Raw genomic sequence first — 17,913 nt, 5'->3', positions numbered from 1 at the left:
ATGAGAAGGATGCCTCGGCAGTCAAGAGCATCGGCGTCAGCATGCTATATGACAAGTGCCAGCACGTCTCATAACAAGTGACAGGACGTACCAGGAGCCGCATTGATGAAATCCCTTTCCCGCCTGATGGTACCCGCACTGGCCATGGCTGCCCTGATGGGTACTTCCATGGTTCAGGCAAACGAATTGCCCGACTTCACACAATTGGTCAAGGATTCTGCGCCGGCGGTGGTGAATATTGCGACCACTACCGAGGTCAAGCGTGCCTCGAACCCTGTATTCCGTGGGCCGAATGGCGAAGAAATGCCAGAGTTCTTCCGGCGCTTCTTCGGTGACCAGGTGCCCGGTCAGGGGCAGGGTGGCGTCGAAAAGCGTTCCAGTCTCGGGTCTGGCTTCATCATCTCCGATGACGGTTACATCATGACCAATGCGCACGTGGTGGATGGTGCCGATGAGGTGATGGTGCGTCTGAATGATCGCCGCGAGCTGAAGGCGCAGGTGGTCGGCGAGGACAAGAAGACCGATGTCGCGTTGCTCAAGGTCAGCGCTGAGGACTTGCCGACTCTGCCGTTGGGTGACAGTGGTGCGCTGGAAGTCGGTGAATGGGTCGCAGCGATTGGCTCACCGTTCGGCTTCGATCACTCCGTGACAGCTGGCATCGTCAGTGCCATTGACCGTACCTTGCCGTCAGATGCCTACGTGCCCTTCATCCAGACTGACGTGGCGATCAATCCGGGCAACTCCGGTGGGCCATTGTTCAATCTCGACGGTAAAGTGGTGGGCATCAACTCCCAGATCTATACCCGCTCCGGTGGCTTCATGGGCGTGAGCTTCGCGATTCCCATCAATGTCGCCATGGATGTTGCTGACAAGCTCAAGACAAACGGGCGTGTCGATCGCGGTTGGCTGGGTGTAGTCATTCAGCCAGTCTCCAAGGACCTCGCTGAGTCGTTCGGGCTGGATCGCGCTCGCGGTGCGCTGATTGCAGATCTCGACCCGGATGGGCCCGCTGCAGCGTCAGGCCTCCAGAGCGGTGACATCATTACGGCCGTCGATGGCAAGGATGTAGAGAGCTCTGCCAATCTGCCGCGCATGGTCGGTATCAGCTCGCCGGGTGACTCGCTGAAGCTCTCACTGCTGCGTGATGGCAAGAGCCAGACGCTAGACGTCAAGGTTGGCCATTGGCCGGGCAGCGAGAAGAATCAGGTCACCAAGGCAAGTGATGACAAGCAGGGTTTGGGTATCGCCGCCGCTGACCTCGACAAGGCTGCCTTGAAGGAGCTGAATCTTGATAACGGGGTGCGGGTGATGGAGGTAGACCCGCAGGGCGTTGCCGCCGAAGCCGGTATCGCGGCAGGTGATGTGCTAGTGGAGCTGAACCAGAAGCCACTGACGAGTGTGAAAGACTTGCGTGATATCGTTGCGGCGCTGCCGACGGATCGACCCGTTTCTCTGCGTCTGGTGCGTAATGGTCGGCCGCTCTATGTCGCGCTGCGCATGCGCAAGGACGCTGGCAAGTAATTCAGACGCCATCATCATGCCCTGTCTGTTGTCATGCGCCAGCCCCGAGTGCGGGGCGGGATAGGAGAAGGCTCAAAAGGCAACACCTTCTATCATCGCCTCAAGTCGGACTGTACAATGCGTGCAATTCGATTTCCGTTGTCTCCCGTGATGGCCATGTGTTTTCACGGAGGCGGGCACAAATACAGAGCAGTGATCCATGACCGAACGCGTAACGCCGCCGTCCTTGAAGCATATTCGCAATTTCTCAATCATCGCCCACATCGATCACGGCAAGTCCACGCTGGCTGACCGTATCATTCAGCTGTGCGAAGGGTTGAGCGTCCGTGAGCTCAAGGAGCAGGTGCTTGACACGATGGATATCGAGCGTGAGCGCGGCATCACCATCAAGGCGCAGTCGGTAACGCTCGACTACCACGCCGACGATGGCAATACCTATCAACTGAACTTCATCGATACTCCGGGACACGTCGACTTCTCGTATGAAGTCTCGCGCTCGTTGTATGCCTGTGAAGGCGCTCTGTTGGTTGTCGATGCCGGGCAGGGTGTTGAAGCTCAGTCGGTTGCCAACTGCTACACGGCTATCGAACAGGGGCTTGAAGTCCTGCCGGTGCTCAACAAGATGGATCTGCCGCAGGCGGACCCGGACAAGGTCTCTCAGGAAATCGAGGAGATCATTGGTCTGGACGCGACGGATGCCTGCCAGGTGTCTGCCAAGTCCGGTATGGGCATGGAAGCACTGCTTGAGCGTCTGGTGCGTGATATTCCGCCGCCCAAGGGCGATCCGGAAGCGCCGCTGCAGGCGCTTATCATCGATTCCTGGTTCGATAACTACCTCGGCGTCGTCTCGTTGGTGCGTCTCTTCGACGGTACCCTCAAGAAGGGCGAGAAGATTCGCCTGAAGTCTACCGGCCGCGATTGGGAAGCCGGCGCGATTGGCATCTTTACGCCCAAGCGCAAGGAAACGGGTGTCCTGCGTGCGGGGGAGGTGGGCTTCATCGTCGCCGGTATCAAGGACATCATGGGCGCGCCGGTGGGTGACACCATCGTGCACACCAAGACGGCCGACAAGGTTGAACGTCTGCCGGGCTTCTTGAAGGTCAAGCCGCAGGTTTATGCGGGCATGTTCCCGATCAGCTCCGATGATTTCGAAGATTTCCGTGATGCGCTGCAAAAGCTGGCGCTCAACGATGCTTCACTGGACTACGAGCCGGAAAATTCCGACGCACTGGGCTTTGGCTTCCGCGTCGGTTTCCTGGGCACGTTGCACATGGAGATCATTCAGGAGCGCCTGGAGCGTGAATACGGTCTTGACCTGCTGACGACCGCTCCAACGGTCATCTACGAAGTACGTATGAATAACGGTGACGTGCTACCGGTCTCCAATCCTTCGAAGCTGCCGGACATGGCCAACGTCGATGAGCTGCGTGAGCCTATTTGCCGCGCCACCATCCTCGTGCCACAGGAATACGTCGGTAACGTCATCACCGAATGCGTCTCTCGTCGTGGTGTTCAGCTCGACATGCAGTTCCTCGGCAGCCAGATTCAGCTGATCTACGAGCTGCCGATGGCAGAAGTCGTGATGGACTTCTTTGATCGCCTCAAGTCGATCTCCAAGGGCTATGCGTCACTGGATTACAGTTTCGACCGTTTCGAGGCTGCCAAACTGGTGCGCCTTGATGTGCTGATCAATGGTGACCGCGTCGATGCACTGGCTTCCATCATCCACCGTGATCATGCGCATGGCCGTGGCCGTCTGCTGGTCGAGAAGATGAAGGATCTGATTCCACGTCAGATGTTCGACGTTGCCATTCAGGCGGCTGTCGGTGGTCAGGTCGTGGCGCGCTCTACCGTCAAGGCATTGCGCAAGAACGTGACCGCCAAGTGTTATGGCGGCGATGTCAGCCGCAAGAAGAAGCTGCTCGAGAAACAGAAAGCGGGCAAGAAGCGCATGAAGCAGGTCGGCCGAGTGGAAATTCCTCAGGACGCCTTCCTCGCTGTGCTCAAATTGAACGATTGAGGTAGGCCGCCGACTGGCGGCTTGTCATCATGACCCAAGGCAGACACAGGGACGACGATGGATTTCTCGCTAGTATTGGTGATTGCCGTGGCGGTGGCTGGCGCGGTTTGGTTGGTGGACCTGATAGCGCTGCGTGGAAAGCGTAAGGCTCGGCTCGCAAGCGCCGAAGCGTCCATCGAAGGTGAGCTGGACGGTGAGTCGCGTCAGAAGTTGATGCGCGACCCCTGGCCGGTGGATTACGCCAAGTCGTTCTTCCCGGTACTGTTGCTGGTACTGGTGGTACGCTCCTTTGCGTATGAACCCTTTCAGATTCCTTCGGGCTCGATGCTGCCGACGTTGAAGATCGGAGATTTCATTCTGGTCAACAAGTACGACTACGGTCTGCGGTTGCCGGTCGTCAATACCAAGGTGTTGGAAGTTGGTGAGCCTGAGCGCGGTGATGTGATGGTATTCCGCTTCCCGGAAGACCCGTCGACCAATTTCATCAAGCGAGTTGTCGGGTTGCCTGGCGATACTGTTCGTTATGAGGGCAAGCAGCTCTACGTCAACGGCAAGTCCGTGGGTAAATCGATCAATGCGCGTAATGTCAGTGAGCAGCCCGGCGAGAATTTGCTGGACGAGACACTGGGGAAACACGCTCATCAAATCTACAATAATCCTCGAGACCCTGGCCCGCAGTTACGCGAAGTTCGGGTGCCGGAAGGTATGTACTTCATGATGGGTGACAATCGCGATCACTCCAACGACAGTCGTTACTGGGGCTTTGTCCCGGAAGAGAACATCGTTGGCAAGGCGGTAGCGATATGGATGCACTGGAAAGACGGGTTCCCTGACTTTTCCTCGGTACGCCTGATTCATTGATCAGTGCATTCACCGGGCCGCCGCAAGGCGGCCCGTTCGTGTTTGGCAGAGTCGCTTTTTTAGCAGCCTGCTGATCATTTCGACATGGGACGATGCGTCGTGCCTGCCATGTCAACCTGCTGTTCATCATGTTGGACCCGCAGCCACAAGCTGGCGGAGATCGCAGCTGACGAACATCGGATTGGGATGGTGGCAACCGGCAATTCCTCAAGCCGTGCTGGCTTCGGGCATCGCGCAGCATGTCGAAGACTACAGGCACCTGCAGAAATGACGGGTGCATCATTCGACAGGACGCCTACGGGCGTCAGCGATAAAAGAAAGTAGGGAGACCTGTGAGTAGCACGCTGAATGCCTTTATAAAGCGTATCGGCCATACCTTTGGTGATGCCAGTCTGCTGGAGCTGGCACTGACACATCGAAGCTACGGTGGTCAGAACAACGAGCGACTCGAATTTCTTGGCGATTCCATCGTCAATTTCTTGATTGCCGAAGCGTTGTTTCTGCGCTTTCCCCAGGCCCGTGAAGGCCAGTTGTCGCGCCTGCGCGCACGGCTGGTCAAGGGCCAGACCCTGGCTGAGCTTGGCCGTGAGTTCAATCTGGGTGAGAACCTGCGCTTGGGGTCCGGCGAGATGAAAAGTGGTGGTCATCGCCGTGAGTCCATCCTCGCCGATGCCGTAGAAGCCGTGATTGGCGCCATCTATCTGGATGCTGGCATGGCCGTCGTGCGTGAACACGTACTGCGCTGGTACGCCAGCCGTCTTGAAGCACTGAATCTTCAGGACACTCAAAAAGATCCCAAGACGCGTCTGCAGGAGTTTCTACAGTCGCGCCAGGCGGCATTGCCGCGCTATGAGGTGACCAGCGTCGAAGGCGAAGCACATTCGCAGACCTTCAGCGTCGATTGCCACGTCGAGATGATCGACACTAATACCACCGGCGTCGGCTCTAGCCGTCGTCACGCTGAACAGCAGGCGGCCGAGTTCGCGCTGCAACTGCTCGAACCTGCCCGCGGAGCCCGCTCATGAGCCATACCCCAGAAAACGATTCCACCTCGAGCGGCACGTCTGACGCTGCTGACGTCGCTAAAACTACTGATGTCGCCAGTGCGACTGATGCTATCGATGCTGATACGGGCGAAGCCTCTCAGCAGGCTGCTGATGTGCAAGACACCAGCGCTCAAGATGCTGATATGACAGAGCACGACACTGTAGAACATGACGTCGTAGAAGCGAGCCTGGAAGAACAGCCTCTGCCGGATACCCGCTGTGGCTTCGTCGCTATCATCGGCCGCCCCAATGTCGGTAAATCGACCCTGATGAACCATATCCTGGGTCAGAAGGTGTCGATCACTTCACGTCGTCCGCAGACCACACGCCACCAGGTGATGGGTATCCACACCGAAGGTGGCACACAGTGCGTGTTTGTCGACACCCCCGGGATTCACATCATGCAGCGCGATCGCAACAAGGCGATCAACCGTTACATGAACCAGGCTGCCACCCAGGCACTGCGTGACGTGGACGCTGTCGTCTTTATCGTCGACCGTACGCGCTGGATGGAAGAAGACCAGATCGTTCTCGAGAAACTGACCAACGTGAAGGCACCGGTCTTCTTGGTCGTCAATAAGATCGATTGGCTCAAGGACAAGAGTACTCTTGGCCCGTGGCTGAAGAGTCTGCAGGAACGTCGTGATTTTACCGCCATCATTCCGATGTCAGCCAAGCACGGTACCAACATTGATCTGCTGTTGGAAAACGTGATGGCGCATTTGCCGCAGGGCGAACACATGTTCGCGGATGACCAGATCACCAACAAGAGCTCGCGCTTCCTGGCCTCAGAGCTGGTACGTGAGAAGGTGATGCGTCAGCTGGGCGACGAGCTACCGTACCAGATGACCGTCGAGATCGAGGAATTCAAGACCGATCAGCGCGGCACATTGCACATCAGTGCGTTGATGATGGTCGAGCGTCAGGGCCAGAAAAAGATTCTGATCGGCGAGAACGGCGAGCGTATCAAGAATATCGGTCGCGAAGCGCGTCTCGAGATGGAGCGTGCCTTCGATGCCAAGATCATGCTCAACCTGTGGGTCAAGGTTAAGCGCGGCTGGTCCGATGACGAGCGCGCTCTCAAGAGCCTTGGCTACAATCACGATTAAATGTTCGTGAATCACGCCGGATCAGCCTGCGCCTCACTGCTCTGGTGCAATGGATGGCTATCCACCGCGTGGCACGATTTATCATGACCGACCGGCGCAGAAGGCTTTCTGTCTTCTGCGCCTGATGCGAGCTCTGCCTGATGACGCCGCAACCGGCCTTTCTGTTGCACCGCAAGCCCTACCGCGAAACCAGTGCCATGATCGAGCTATTGACGCTCGAGCATGGTCGCGTGCGTGCTGTTGCGCGTGGCGTACAGCGCCCGGGTAGCAAGTCACGTTCGCGACTACAGCCGTTCACGCCTCTGCATGTCACCTGGCGAGGCGAGAGTGATCTCAAGACGCTCAACCTGATGGAGACCGGCGGTAGTGCCAGTCTCTTGGCGGGCGAAGGCTTGCTATGTGGTTTCTACGCCAACGAGTTACTGACACGCACCTTGCCGATAGAAATGCCGGTACCACAGCTGTTCGCGCTCTATTCGTTGACGTTGGACGAGATTGCACTGCCGGCAAAGCGGGCTCCCGCGCTACGGCGATTGGAATACAGCCTGCTGGAAGCCCTTGAGCAGCTGCCACAGTTCCGTACGTTGGAAGACGAGATGCTGGCGCCCGATGTGCGCTATGACTATGTGGTCAGCGAGCGGCGGTTTCGTGCTCAGCCGGAGGGTGCTCGCGGTGTCGAGGGGCGTGCGCTCAAGTTGTTGGCCAGTGAAGACTGGGGGCATGTCGGATTGGCGCGTGAGAGTCTGTGGTTGGCGCGTCGCGCGCTTGCTCCATTGCTGGGTAATCGTCCGCTACGTTCGCGTGAACTGATGATGCAATTGACGGCCAGGCGTCGTGAGAGCCGTCAGGGTGCTTGAGTCATGAGTCTTGTGTCATGAGACGTGCGGCTAGTCTGTACTTCATACAAGATGTCATCTTGTAACAAAATATATTCGTGTCATCCATTTCAAGGAGCTGACCATGCATCCGCTGCGTATCCTGCTCGGGGTCAACATTGACCACATCGCCACCTTGCGTCAGGCCCGTGGTACTCGTTATCCCGACCCCGTGCAAGCTGCTCTGGTGGCTGAAGAGGCCGGTGCTGACGGAATTACCGTTCACCTGCGTGAAGACCGTCGTCATATTCAAGAGCGTGATGTGCGTATCCTCACTGAGGTGCTCAACACGCGTATGAATCTTGAGATGGCCGTCAGTGAAGAGATGCTGGCACTGGCGGAAGACGTGCGTCCGGCCAATGTGTGCCTGGTGCCGGAAAAGCGTGAAGAGTTGACCACCGAAGGCGGACTGGATGTCGCGGGTGATCTGGCGCGTATCAGTGCTGCCTGTGAGCGTCTGGCGGCAGCGGGCTGTGAAGCCTCGTTGTTCATCGATCCTGAACCCGCGCAGATTCGTGCGGCGTTCGAGGCGGGTGCTCCGGTCATCGAGCTGCATACCGGCGCCTATGCGGATGCCAGTGGCGAAGCCGCGCGTATTGAATTCGAGCGTATCGCCGCTGCCGCAGAACTGGCCAGCGAGCTGGGGCTGATCGTCAATGCCGGCCATGGCCTCAACTATCACAACGTCGAGGCGATTGCCGGTATCTCCGGACTCAACGAACTGAATATTGGCCATGCGATCATCGCACGCGCCATGTTCGTGGGCCTGAAGGATGCCGTCGTCGAGATGAAGCGCCTGTGCATTGCTGGTCAGGAAGCGGGATTGATGGCCGCATTGGATGCACATGACCACGATCATGAAGAAGATGATCATGAGCATGTACAGGGCTCGGGCTGCTGCGGATGATTGTTGGTATAGGCACGGACATAGCGCGAATCGAACGCTTCGAAGTGGCCATGGCACGACATGGCGAGCGCTTTGCCCTCCGCCTGCTCGGCGCTGAAGAGCTTGAGCGCTTTGTCGGGCATTCGCAGCCGGCGGCGTTTCTGGCCAAGCGTTTTGCGGCCAAGGAGGCCTTTGTCAAGGCGCTAGGCACTGGATTGCGTCAGGGCATGCGCTTTACCCAGATTCAGGTAGTCAATGATGCGCTGGGCAAGCCGTCATTTCTGCTCTCTGATGAAGCCGAAACGCTGACGGCACGTGCCGGCATTCGTCATTTGCACCTCTCGATCAGTGACGAGCGTGATCAAGCCATCGCTTTTGTCGTGCTGGAACGATAGTGATATAGCGGTAGCATGAAAACGACAACGCCACCCCGCCTTACGGCATCGGGTGGCGTTGTCGTTTATGGCCTCTGAGGCCATGGCACGGTTATGCCTGAGACTATTCGTCAGAAGGGGGGGGCTCCAGAAGGGGCGGCCTCGGCAGAGGGAACGACCGCATTGTCAGGTGTGGCCAGTAGTGTCTGGCCCTCGGCTGTCTCGGCCCAAACCTCGAGGCTCGCGATGGCGGCAAACAGTGCATCGACATCGCTTTCCAGCTGGGAGAGTCCGCTGACGCGAATGCGCGTTTCAAGTGCCTCGACCAACAAGGCAAGGCGCGGCACGCCACAGTAACGACAGGCGCCGTTCAAGTAGTGCACACCCTCCACCATGGCGTCGTTATCACGGCTTTCCCAGGCATTGCGGATGCGCGCTTCGCTGTCTGGCAGGCTCTGAATCAATAGTCCCAGCATTTCCAGCGCGAGTGCCTCTCGGCCACCGGCCATTTCAATGCCCAGTGACATGTCGACCACAGGGAGTTCTGCATCCTGCTCTATCGCCGCTGGTGCCACCACGGTAGCCGCCACCGTGGGAGCTGGTGCAGAGCGGTAGGTAGAGGACGAGTAGCCACGATAATGGCTAGCTGTCGGGGGAGGACTCAGCGTAATACCCAGATGACGACTCAGCATGTTGGCGAGCAGGCCCTCATCAATTGGCTTGATGAGGTAATCGTCCATGCCTTCTGCCAGCAGCTCACGGCGCTCATGTGCTAGCGCATGTGCTGTCAGTGCAATGACCGGCAGATGGCCATGTCCTTCGCGACGCAGATGGCGCAATGCATGAGTGGCTTCCAATCCATTCATGCCTGGCATTTGGATATCCATCAATACGGCGTCCAGTGGCTGTTGCTGGGCAAGGGCCAACGCCTCTTCGCCGCTTTGAGCCGCGAGGGTATCCAGACCCATGTCGGTGAGCAGCTCCTCTGCCAGCAGGCGATTGGAAGGATTGTCGTCGACCACCATGACGCACTTACGCGGCAATGGTGAGGCAGGCTGCTGCACGGAGGCACTAGCCGTGCCTGCTGAATGGGCACTGAGTGACGTGCTTCGCGTTGGCTCAGGCGCCATGCCCGCTGTTGTCATGTCTGCTGCAGGTTGCATGATGCTCGAGGGCAGGCGTGCTGAGGATGAGGCATTGCCCAGCGGTATGAATGGCGAGGCATCCTGTAGGCTGGATGAGTCACGCCTAGGCGAATGCAATAGATTGGCTAGCTTATGACGCATCTGAAGTCGAGTGACGGGTTTGCTGACGATTTCGTCGATGCCGTAATGCTGCAGGTTCTCGGCATTGGCCGGTAGCGGAGCATTAAGTAGGCCCAATACGCGACAGGGTAGATGCTTGAGTCGCTGCCCCCACTCATCAAGACGCTTGAGGTCACTGCTTTCCAGTGCGACGACGACGAGGTCTGGCTGCTCGTCGATACCGACCAGTTCCAATGACCAGCGTGTCAACAGGTAACTGAGCGCCCTGCGTGTCGCTGAGTGAGGCTCAATCAGGCAGATGCGCTGATGATCGAACACCACCTCACGTGGACGCTCTTCAATGCTGCTGATGGCGACAGGAACGCTGAACAGGAAGGTGGAGCCGTGCCCCGGCAGGCTTTCTACCTGGATTTCGCCGCCCATCTGCTCGACCAGGCGCTTGGATATCATCAGTCCCAGCCCGGTACCGCCAAACTGACGCGCGCGTGACGGATCACCTTGAGAGAATGCCTGGAATAGGCGATTACGCTGAGCGCCATCCATGCCGATGCCGGTGTCAGCGACGGCAATCTTGAGTCGTGTGCTGCTGCCAGATAAATCATCGACCATCACGCGCACGATGACCTCACCGCGCTCGGTGAACTTGACCGCATTGGCGACGAGATTGGTGACCACCTGCTTGATGCGCAGTGGGTCGCCTTCGAAGCGCTGGGGAACATCGTCATAGACTAGGCCCAACAGGTGCAGATTTTTGCGATGTGCCTCGGGGGCGTGCATCGCCAGCACTTCCTCGATCAGTGGCTCGATATCCATCTGGACCTTTTCGAGCTTAAGTTTGCCTGCTTCGATCTTGGAAAAATCGAGAATGTCATTGATCAGTGACATCAACGACGTAGACGCATTTTGCATGTGCCCCAGCCAATCGCGTTGGCGATTATCGAGATCACTACGCCCTAGCAAGTTGCTGAAGCCGATGATGCCGTTGAGCGGCGTACGGATTTCATGGCTCATGTTGGCCAGAAACTCTGACTTGATACGGTTGGCTTCCAGTGCTTTGCGTCGCGCCATGTCCAGCTCGATATTCTTGATCTCGACCGTTTCCATGGATTCGTGCAGGTCTAGCGTCGTCTGCTCAATCTGGTCCTGCATATCTTCTCGAGCGCGCTTGAGCTGATCAACACTCAGGTTGTAATGCTCGGCTAGCTCGCTCATGTCGTCATTGCCGTGTATGGGCAGGTGTTGGTGCGTCTCACCGCGTGCCAGTCGTGTCATGGCCTCGCTGATGTCATGTAGGGGTAGCAGCATCTTGCGCGATGCATGGTAGGCAAACAGCAGTAGCCCAAGCCCGAACACCAGGTTCGCCAATCCGTAGCCGACCAGCAGCTGATAACGATGCAGTACGAGGCGCGTATCGGAGGCCTCCAGCACCAGCCATGACATCTGCTCGCCGCGCCTGGATTCGCGCCATGGGTCGATCACCGGCATCACTAGTACCAGTGCTGTCTGCGATGCGGGATAGGCATCGCTCTCCAGCATGGTCTTGGTGTCCGGACGCTGACTCGGGCCGAGGTGCAAAAGAGTGCCGCCGCTTGAGGTACGCAAGCTGAGCCCGCGCACATCCCGTTGGTCGATCAACATCTGAGCCTGTTCGTGCAAGCGCTGGTCATCAGCATCCAGGGCGGCGTTGGCCAGTCCCGGCATTATCGCCTGCATGCTGGCCTGAAGGCGCTCCATCATGGCGATTCGCTCACGGCTGGTCTCGCGGTCGACCACATACAGACTGAACAACAGGCTCGTGGCGAGGGGCAGTAGAAGCAGAGCAAGCTGAAATCGGGTTCTAAGCAGCATGGCAATCCATCGTGACAGGGCAGGCAGTCGAGATCGGCCTGCTGGATAATGATGAACGATGACGGAGACCGTACGAAAACGGCGCGCGCCGCAAGAGGAAAAACCACGTCAGCCAGTGGTTGGCACTGCCGACGATCATGATCGGCCCAGCATACCCTCCGGACTTGAGCGATGCGATGGTCACCGCCCTGACAGGGGTGAGCGGGAGCGATATACTGCGCGCATCATCTACATCCCGACGCGGCCCCCCGGTCGTCAATAGTCATGATGTCAGCGGCCTGACTCGCTGTTATCTGACTGTCCGGACGCAGCGTCTTTGGAGTCTGCCCCTCATGTCTCATTTCCGCGAATCCACTGGGTCCGCCGCGTCTCCCGTTGCAGAGTTTCCCAGCCTTGCCGAGATTGTCGGCAATACGCCACTGGTCCGCCTGACGCGGATCTCGGCAGGCCGCAATAACGTATTGCTAGCCAAGCTCGAAGGTCACAATCCGGCTGGCTCCGTGAAGGATCGTCCGGCGCTTTCCATGTTCACAGAAGCCGAAGCACGTGGCGACATCACGCCGGGTGATATCCTGGTCGAAGCGACCTCCGGTAATACCGGTATTGCGCTCGCCATGACGGCGGCCATCAAGGGGTATCACATGACCTTGATCATGCCGGCCAGTGCCTCTCCCGAACGCAAGCAGGCCATGGGAGCTTACGGCGCAACGTTGATTGAAGCCGACAACATGGAGCACGCCCGTGATCTCGCCGAAGCAATGATCGCGCGTGGCGAGGCCAAGGCGTTGGATCAATTTGCCAATGAAGACAATCCGCTGGCGCATTATCGCACCACCGGCCCTGAGCTATGGCAACAGACCCATGGGCGCATCACGCACTTTGTGTCTTCCATGGGTACGACAGGCACGATCATGGGCACTTCGCGTTATTTGAAGGAGTGTAATTCCGAGATCGAGATTGTCGGCCTACAACCTGCAGATGGCGCGAGCATTGCGGGCATTCGTCGCTGGCCCACTGAATATATGCCGCGCATCTTCGATGCCACGCGCATTGATCGCACGTTGGATATCGAACAGCACGAGGCTGAAGTCTGCATGCGGCGATTAGCGCGTGAAGAAGGCATCCTTGCCGGTGTTTCTTCCGGCGGCGCACTTGCAGGCGCACTCAAGGTTGCCGAACAGGTCGAGAACGCCGTTATCGTGTTCATCGTCTGTGATCGTGGCGACCGTTATCTCTCGACAGGCCTTTATATGAACGATGTTACTGACACGAGCACTGACAAGACCAGTATGACAACAGGAGAGTCTTCCTGATGGCCCTGCTCGGACAGAAACGCCCGGCACGCAAGCCGACCCGTCGCGAGAAGGAAGTGGCCAGTCGCGATACACGCGATGTCGATGATGCGGATAGTCAATGGCTGACCGTCGTTCGCCTGGCTCACGATGGCCGTGGCATCGCCCACGATGCGACTGGCAAGACCCAGTTCATCGATCGTGCGTTGCCTGGCGAGCGTGTCACGCTCGCGATCCACCGTAACCACAAGCGCTTCGATGAGGCGCATGTGCGCACACGTGACAACGCCGCAGAAAATCGCGTCACGCCGCCGTGTGAGTATTTCGGTATCTGTGGGGGGTGTGAGCTTCAGCATATGACACTGGCCTCGCAGCGCACTCATAAGGTGCATGTACTGAGCGAACATGCCACTCGCAATGGCGTGGATCTGCCTGACATTCAGTCGCTGGGTGAAGACGAGAACCGTTATCGTCGTCGTGCGCGCATCGGTGTACGAGTGACGGATGCTGGCGAGATTCAGTTGGGCTTCCGGAGTCGCGGCAACAACAAGCTGGTCGATATCCAGACGTGTAGTGTGCTGGTACCGGCGCTTGCGAATCTCATTGCCCCTCTGCGTGAGCTGATCAACACACTTGAAGCTCCCAAGCGGCTGGGACATCTTGAGCTGCTGGCAACGGATGATCAGGTCATCGTCATTGTGCGCCAGATGAAGGCCGTGCCGCGCGATGCGGAGCGCTGGCAAGCCTTTGCCCAGGCGCATGGTCTGGTCTTCGGCTGGCGGGTGGGAAGTGATCCTGTCGTCATGGAGTGGCTGGCGGGTACGCCAGATGCTGCCTATTCGCTGACGGTGGGTGAAACATCACTGCGTCTTGCTTTCTCACCGGGCGACTTCGTACAAGTCAATGCTCCCCTCAATCAGCGTCTGATCGACACGGCGTTTGAATGGCTGGGCGATGTGACGGGCCTGAACGTGATGGATCTTTACGCTGGCGTCGGTAACCTGACATTGGCCGCCGCTGCCGCAGGTGCCAAGCAAGTTACCGGTATCGAAGGCAGCCAAGGGATGGTGGATCAGCTGATCGCCAATGCACATGCCAATGGGCTTGATCAGGTCAGCGCGCGGCGTGCCGATCTTAGCCGCTCGCTACCGTCACTCGAAGGTATCGACCTTCTGGTACTAGACCCGCCGCGCGATGGCGCTCAGCCTCTCTGCGAGGAGCTGGCACGTCATCTGCATGCAGGGAAGGTCAATCGTGCACCAGCACGCGTGCTTTATATTGCCTGTGATCCAACCACCCTGATGCGTGATGCACGATTGCTTCAGGATGCTGGCTACCGCGTCACGCGCGCCCTGATGGCAGACATGTTTGTACACACCGCACATCTGGAATCGATGCTGCTGCTGGAGCGGGCGGCAGACTGAGGCAAGGCCGCGAGGCTCTGTCATCAAGATAGCAAGATATTCAAGGACATAGGGTCATGGTCAAGGTGCGCGAAGATCAGCCGCTGACCGATAGCGGTGGTGTGGACATCCCAATGTGGGTCACGCGTTTGCGTGAGGAAGTCCCGTCGGTGAATGCCGATGTCATGACGCAGGCCTGCGCAGTGGCGCTCAAGGTGGCGCGTGAGGCAGACGCTCGCGGTGATAAGCCCTGGCGCGAGCCGTTGGTCAGTTTCCGGTTCAGTCTCGAGATGGCCGATATCCTCTCGGAGCTGAAGCTGGATCAACCTGCGCTAGTGGCTGCGGTGCTTTATCGCGCTGTGCGTGAGGGCCACCTGGGTCTTGAGGCTATCGACAAGCACTTTGGCGCGGAAGTCGCGCGTCTGATTGATGGCGTGCTCAACATGGCCGCGATCAGCCAGCTGCAGGCCCCGAGCCATGGAATGGTTCAGCACGATCAGCAGGACAATCTGCGCAAGATGTTGGTCTCGATGATCGATGATGTGCGTATTGCGCTGATCAAGATCGCCGAGCGCACCGTCGCATTGCGTCAGGTCAAGGACGCCCCGCGCGAGAAGCGCATGCGCGTTGCCGGTGAAGTCTTCGATATCTACGGCCCTCTCGCCCATCGCCTTGGCATTGGCCAGCTCAAGTGGGAGCTGGAGGATCTGTCCTTCCGCTATCGCGAGGAAGATGAATACAAGACCATCGCCAAACAGCTGTCAGAGAAACGCCTTGAGCGTGAGCACTATATCGCTGACTTGTTGGTAGACCTGCGTGGCCTGATGAGCGAGCAGGGCATACGTCACTTCGATGTTGCCGGGCGCGCCAAGCATATCTATTCCATCTGGCGGAAGATGAAGCGCAAGCGCATCGACTTCTCCCAGGTTTATGACGTACGTGCAGTTCGTATTCTGGTCGGCACGGTCAGTGACTGCTATACGGCGCTTGGCATCGTGCATTCGCGTTGGCATCACGTGCCGCACGAGTTTGATGATTACATCGCCAATCCCAAGAAGAATGGCTATCAATCGTTGCATACCGCAGTGGTTGGGCCTGGCAACAAGGTCATCGAGATTCAGATTCGTACCTTCGACATGCACGAAGAGGCGGAGCTGGGTGTCTGTGCCCACTGGCGCTACAAGGGCCATGATGTTGGCCATAAGAGCCGCAGCTACGAAGACAAGATTGCCTGGCTGCGTCAAGTACTTGAATGGCAAGACGAGGTGGGTGAGAACGGCGGCCAGGAGGCGATTCGCGAAGGGCTTAGCTCCGACGTCGCGCCTGATCGCATCTACGTATTCACGCCTGAAGGGCACGTCATCGACTTGCCCAAGGTCGCAACGCCGATCGATTTCGCCTACCGCGTGCACACTGAGGTAGGGCATCGCTGCCGTGGTGCCAAGGTCAATGGGCGCATCGTGCCACTGACCTACAAGCTCAAGACCGGTCAGCAGGTCGAGATTCTAACGGCCACCAAGGGCGGTCCGAGTCGCGATTGGCTGAATCCAAACCTGGGCTATGTGCGCACTTCGCGGGGGCGCGCCAAGATTCAGGCCTGGTTCAAGCTGCAGGCGCGTGACCAGAATGTCGATGAGGGGCGGGGTCTGCTTGAGAAGGAATTCTCGCGGTTGGCGCTTGAGAACCTCGATCGCGACAAGTTGGCCAAGGCCGTCAATTACCCGACGCGTGACGACATGTATGCCGCGATTGGTGCGGGTGATTTACGTGTAGGCCAGGTGTTGCATCAAGCTCAGCAGCTGTTCGGGGATACCGACGATCAAGAGCAGCTCGAACGCCTGCTGCGTCAGCGCAAGCCGCAAGGTAAGGAGAAGCCTGACACGGTGATGGTGCTGGGGGTGGGTAACCTCAAGACTACCATGGCCAATTGCTGTCATCCGGTGCCGGGTGATCAGATCGCGGGCTTCATCACTCAGGGGCGCGGGGTCACGGTGCACCGTCAGGATTGCCCGAACCTGATTCAGTTGCGCTCCGATGAGCCGCGTCGCATCGTCGATGTTGAGTGGGGGCAGCGCTCGTGTAGCCAGTATCCGGTAGATATCGAGATTCAAGCCTGGGATCGCTCTGGGCTGCTGCGCGATGTCACCAATGTCTTGAGCGGTGACAAGGTCAATGTACTGTCAGTGAACACCCGTACTGATCAGCTCGATAATATTGCAACGCTGAAGATTACGCTGGAAGTCGAAAATCTGGACGTCCTCGGGCGTGTGTTCGCGCGTATTCAACAGCTACCCAATATCATCGACGTCAAACGTCTGCGTGTCGGGGGTGGCAAGAAATGACGTCGGCGGCACATGATGGCCTCAAGTGTAACGATGCGCGCTACAGCCTCGATGACCTGCTGACGCTGATGTCCGTACTGCGTGATCCGCAGTACGGCTGTCCGTGGGATCTCAGTCAAGACTACGCAAGTCTGGTACCGCATACCTTGGAGGAGGCATATGAGGTCGCTGATGTCATCGAGCGAGCGGCGTACGCTACCGAGAATCGGGATGAGGTGCTGTCTGAGCTGCCGGCCGAGTTAGGTGACCTGCTGTTTCAGGGTGTGTTCTACGCACAGATTGCCCGTGAGCAGCAGCGTTTCGATTTCCATGATGTCATTCATGTGCTGACGACCAAGATGTTGCGGCGTCATCCGCATGTCTTTCCTGATGGCACGCTGTTGTCACGACGTGAAGGCGTGCTGCCTCACGAAGTGGATGAGCGTGCTGTCAATACGCGTTGGGAGCAGATAAAACAGCAGGAAAAGCCTGCAACATCTGAGTCTCCCGCTCTTGAGCGTTCAGCTGTTGAGGGTTCGCGTGACGACGCTAGCGTGCTGGATGGCGTGCCACTCGGGCTGCCGGCGTTGACGCGTGCGATGAAATTATCGAAAAAGGCCTCGCGGTCTGGCTTTGACTGGCCCGATGTCAGTGGTGTGCTGGCCAAGATTCGTGAAGAGCTGGGGGAGGTGGAAGAGGCGCTGGACGAAGGTGATGAAGCTCATGCGCGTGAAGAGGTGGGCGATCTGTTGTTTGCGGTTGTCAATCTCGCACGCACGCTCAAGGCGGACCCTGAGCAGGTGTTACGAGGCACTAACGCCCGCTTCGAATCACGTTTTCGTCATGTGGAAGCCGCAATTGCAGCCCAAGGGGGCTCCCTCCAGCAGACGACACTGGCTGAAATGGACCTCCACTGGGAGGCTGCCAAGCAACGTGAGGCGCGTAGCTGAAATGTAGTAAATTTACGCGATGGTCGGATTGTGACGTAGTGGCCCGTGGACGTATGCTGAAGGGAAGCGATCAGGATAATTATCATGTCCTGCTTCCGGTCTGCTGCGCTGCGGGTCATTTTCGTTTCTTTGCCACGCGCAG

At 58.0% G+C, this 17,913-nt stretch carries 13 protein-coding genes; 12 read left to right on the top strand and 1 reads right to left on the bottom strand.

Features of this window, described 5'->3' with window-relative positions; all coding sequences use genetic code 11:
* Positions 1-126: 126 nt before the first annotated feature.
* From CFN46_RS01650 to acpS, 8 genes are all read left to right on the top strand, one after another.
* Positions 127-1,521, top strand: a complete 1,395-nt coding sequence (locus CFN46_RS01650) for a DegQ family serine endoprotease (RefSeq protein WP_281284645.1) — start codon at positions 127-129, stop codon at positions 1,519-1,521.
* A gap of 199 nt (positions 1,522-1,720) precedes the next feature.
* The gene (gene lepA / locus CFN46_RS01645; protein WP_088742530.1) at positions 1,721-3,541 is read left to right on the top strand and encodes a translation elongation factor 4; all 1,821 of its coding nucleotides are present in this window, start codon (positions 1,721-1,723) and stop codon (positions 3,539-3,541) included.
* 57 nt (positions 3,542-3,598) lie between these two features.
* Complete coding sequence (gene lepB, locus CFN46_RS01640; RefSeq protein WP_088742529.1) at positions 3,599-4,402, top strand: signal peptidase I; 804 nt, start codon at positions 3,599-3,601, stop codon at positions 4,400-4,402.
* 332 nt (positions 4,403-4,734) lie between these two features.
* On the top strand, positions 4,735-5,427 hold the full coding sequence (gene rnc, locus CFN46_RS01635) for a ribonuclease III (protein ID WP_024952575.1): 693 nt from the start codon (positions 4,735-4,737) through the stop codon (positions 5,425-5,427).
* Between the two features lie 224 nt (positions 5,428-5,651).
* A complete protein-coding gene (gene era, locus CFN46_RS01630) occupies positions 5,652-6,557 on the top strand; it encodes a GTPase Era (RefSeq protein WP_254918390.1) in 906 nt (301 codons plus the stop codon).
* Positions 6,558-6,697: 140 nt separating this feature from the next.
* Entirely contained in the window at positions 6,698-7,414 is a 717-nt protein-coding gene (gene recO / locus CFN46_RS01625; protein ID WP_024952577.1) for a DNA repair protein RecO, read from the top strand.
* Positions 7,415-7,517: 103 nt separating this feature from the next.
* Positions 7,518-8,339: a pyridoxine 5'-phosphate synthase gene (gene pdxJ / locus CFN46_RS01620; protein WP_088742528.1), complete on the top strand. Its 822-nt coding sequence runs from the start codon at positions 7,518-7,520 to the stop codon at positions 8,337-8,339.
* On the top strand, positions 8,336-8,713 hold the full coding sequence (gene acpS / locus CFN46_RS01615; protein ID WP_024952579.1) for a holo-ACP synthase: 378 nt from the start codon (positions 8,336-8,338) through the stop codon (positions 8,711-8,713). The genes pdxJ and acpS overlap by 4 nt, the downstream gene beginning before the upstream one ends.
* A 110-nt stretch (positions 8,714-8,823) precedes the next feature.
* Here the strand turns inward: acpS and CFN46_RS01610 are convergent, their stop codons facing one another.
* Positions 8,824-11,805, bottom strand: coding sequence for an ATP-binding protein (locus CFN46_RS01610; protein WP_088742527.1), 2,982 nt, complete (start codon positions 11,803-11,805; stop codon positions 8,824-8,826).
* Positions 11,806-12,137: 332 nt separating this feature from the next.
* Here CFN46_RS01610 and cysM point away from each other — a divergent pair, with 332 nt between their 5' ends.
* The 4 genes from cysM to mazG are packed head-to-tail and all read left to right on the top strand — an operon-like array spanning position 12,138 to position 17,771.
* A complete protein-coding gene (gene cysM, locus CFN46_RS01605; RefSeq protein WP_088742687.1) occupies positions 12,138-13,118 on the top strand; it encodes a cysteine synthase CysM in 981 nt (326 codons plus the stop codon).
* A complete protein-coding gene (locus CFN46_RS01600) occupies positions 13,118-14,521 on the top strand; it encodes an RsmD family RNA methyltransferase (RefSeq protein ID WP_088742526.1) in 1,404 nt (467 codons plus the stop codon). The genes cysM and CFN46_RS01600 overlap by 1 nt, the downstream gene beginning before the upstream one ends.
* Before the next feature lie 56 nt (positions 14,522-14,577).
* A complete protein-coding gene (relA, locus tag CFN46_RS01595; RefSeq protein WP_088742525.1) occupies positions 14,578-16,842 on the top strand; it encodes a GTP diphosphokinase in 2,265 nt (754 codons plus the stop codon).
* Positions 16,839-17,771 (top strand): nucleoside triphosphate pyrophosphohydrolase, encoded by a 933-nt coding sequence (mazG, locus tag CFN46_RS01590; protein WP_088742524.1) that lies wholly within the window; start codon positions 16,839-16,841, stop codon positions 17,769-17,771. The genes relA and mazG overlap by 4 nt, the downstream gene beginning before the upstream one ends.
* The last annotated feature ends 142 nt before the right edge of the window (positions 17,772-17,913 follow it).

The sequence above is a fragment of the Cobetia sp. QF-1 genome (genome assembly GCF_002213105.1).
Classification (GTDB): domain Bacteria; phylum Pseudomonadota; class Gammaproteobacteria; order Pseudomonadales; family Halomonadaceae; genus Cobetia; species Cobetia crustatorum.
This window is presented reverse-complemented; position numbering and strand designations above follow the sequence as displayed.

Bases quoted from the DNA above. Each gene is read 5' to 3' on its own strand.
- CFN46_RS01650 (WP_281284645.1), top strand. From the start codon at position 127: ATGGTACCCGCACTGGCCATGGCTGCCCTGATGGGTACTTCCATGGTT.
- lepA (WP_088742530.1), top strand. From the start codon at position 1,721: ATGACCGAACGCGTAACGCCGCCGTCCTTGAAGCATATTCGCAATTTC.
- lepB (WP_088742529.1), top strand. From the start codon at position 3,599: ATGGATTTCTCGCTAGTATTGGTGATTGCCGTGGCGGTGGCTGGCGCG.
- recO (WP_024952577.1), top strand. From the start codon at position 6,698: ATGACGCCGCAACCGGCCTTTCTGTTGCACCGCAAGCCCTACCGCGAA.
- pdxJ (WP_088742528.1), top strand. From the start codon at position 7,518: ATGCATCCGCTGCGTATCCTGCTCGGGGTCAACATTGACCACATCGCC.
- acpS (WP_024952579.1), top strand. From the start codon at position 8,336: ATGATTGTTGGTATAGGCACGGACATAGCGCGAATCGAACGCTTCGAA.
- CFN46_RS01610 (WP_088742527.1), bottom strand. From the start codon at position 11,805: ATGCTGCTTAGAACCCGATTTCAGCTTGCTCTGCTTCTACTGCCCCTC.
- cysM (WP_088742687.1), top strand. From the start codon at position 12,138: ATGTCTCATTTCCGCGAATCCACTGGGTCCGCCGCGTCTCCCGTTGCA.
- CFN46_RS01600 (WP_088742526.1), top strand. From the start codon at position 13,118: ATGGCCCTGCTCGGACAGAAACGCCCGGCACGCAAGCCGACCCGTCGC.
- relA (WP_088742525.1), top strand. From the start codon at position 14,578: ATGGTCAAGGTGCGCGAAGATCAGCCGCTGACCGATAGCGGTGGTGTG.
- mazG (WP_088742524.1), top strand. From the start codon at position 16,839: ATGACGTCGGCGGCACATGATGGCCTCAAGTGTAACGATGCGCGCTAC.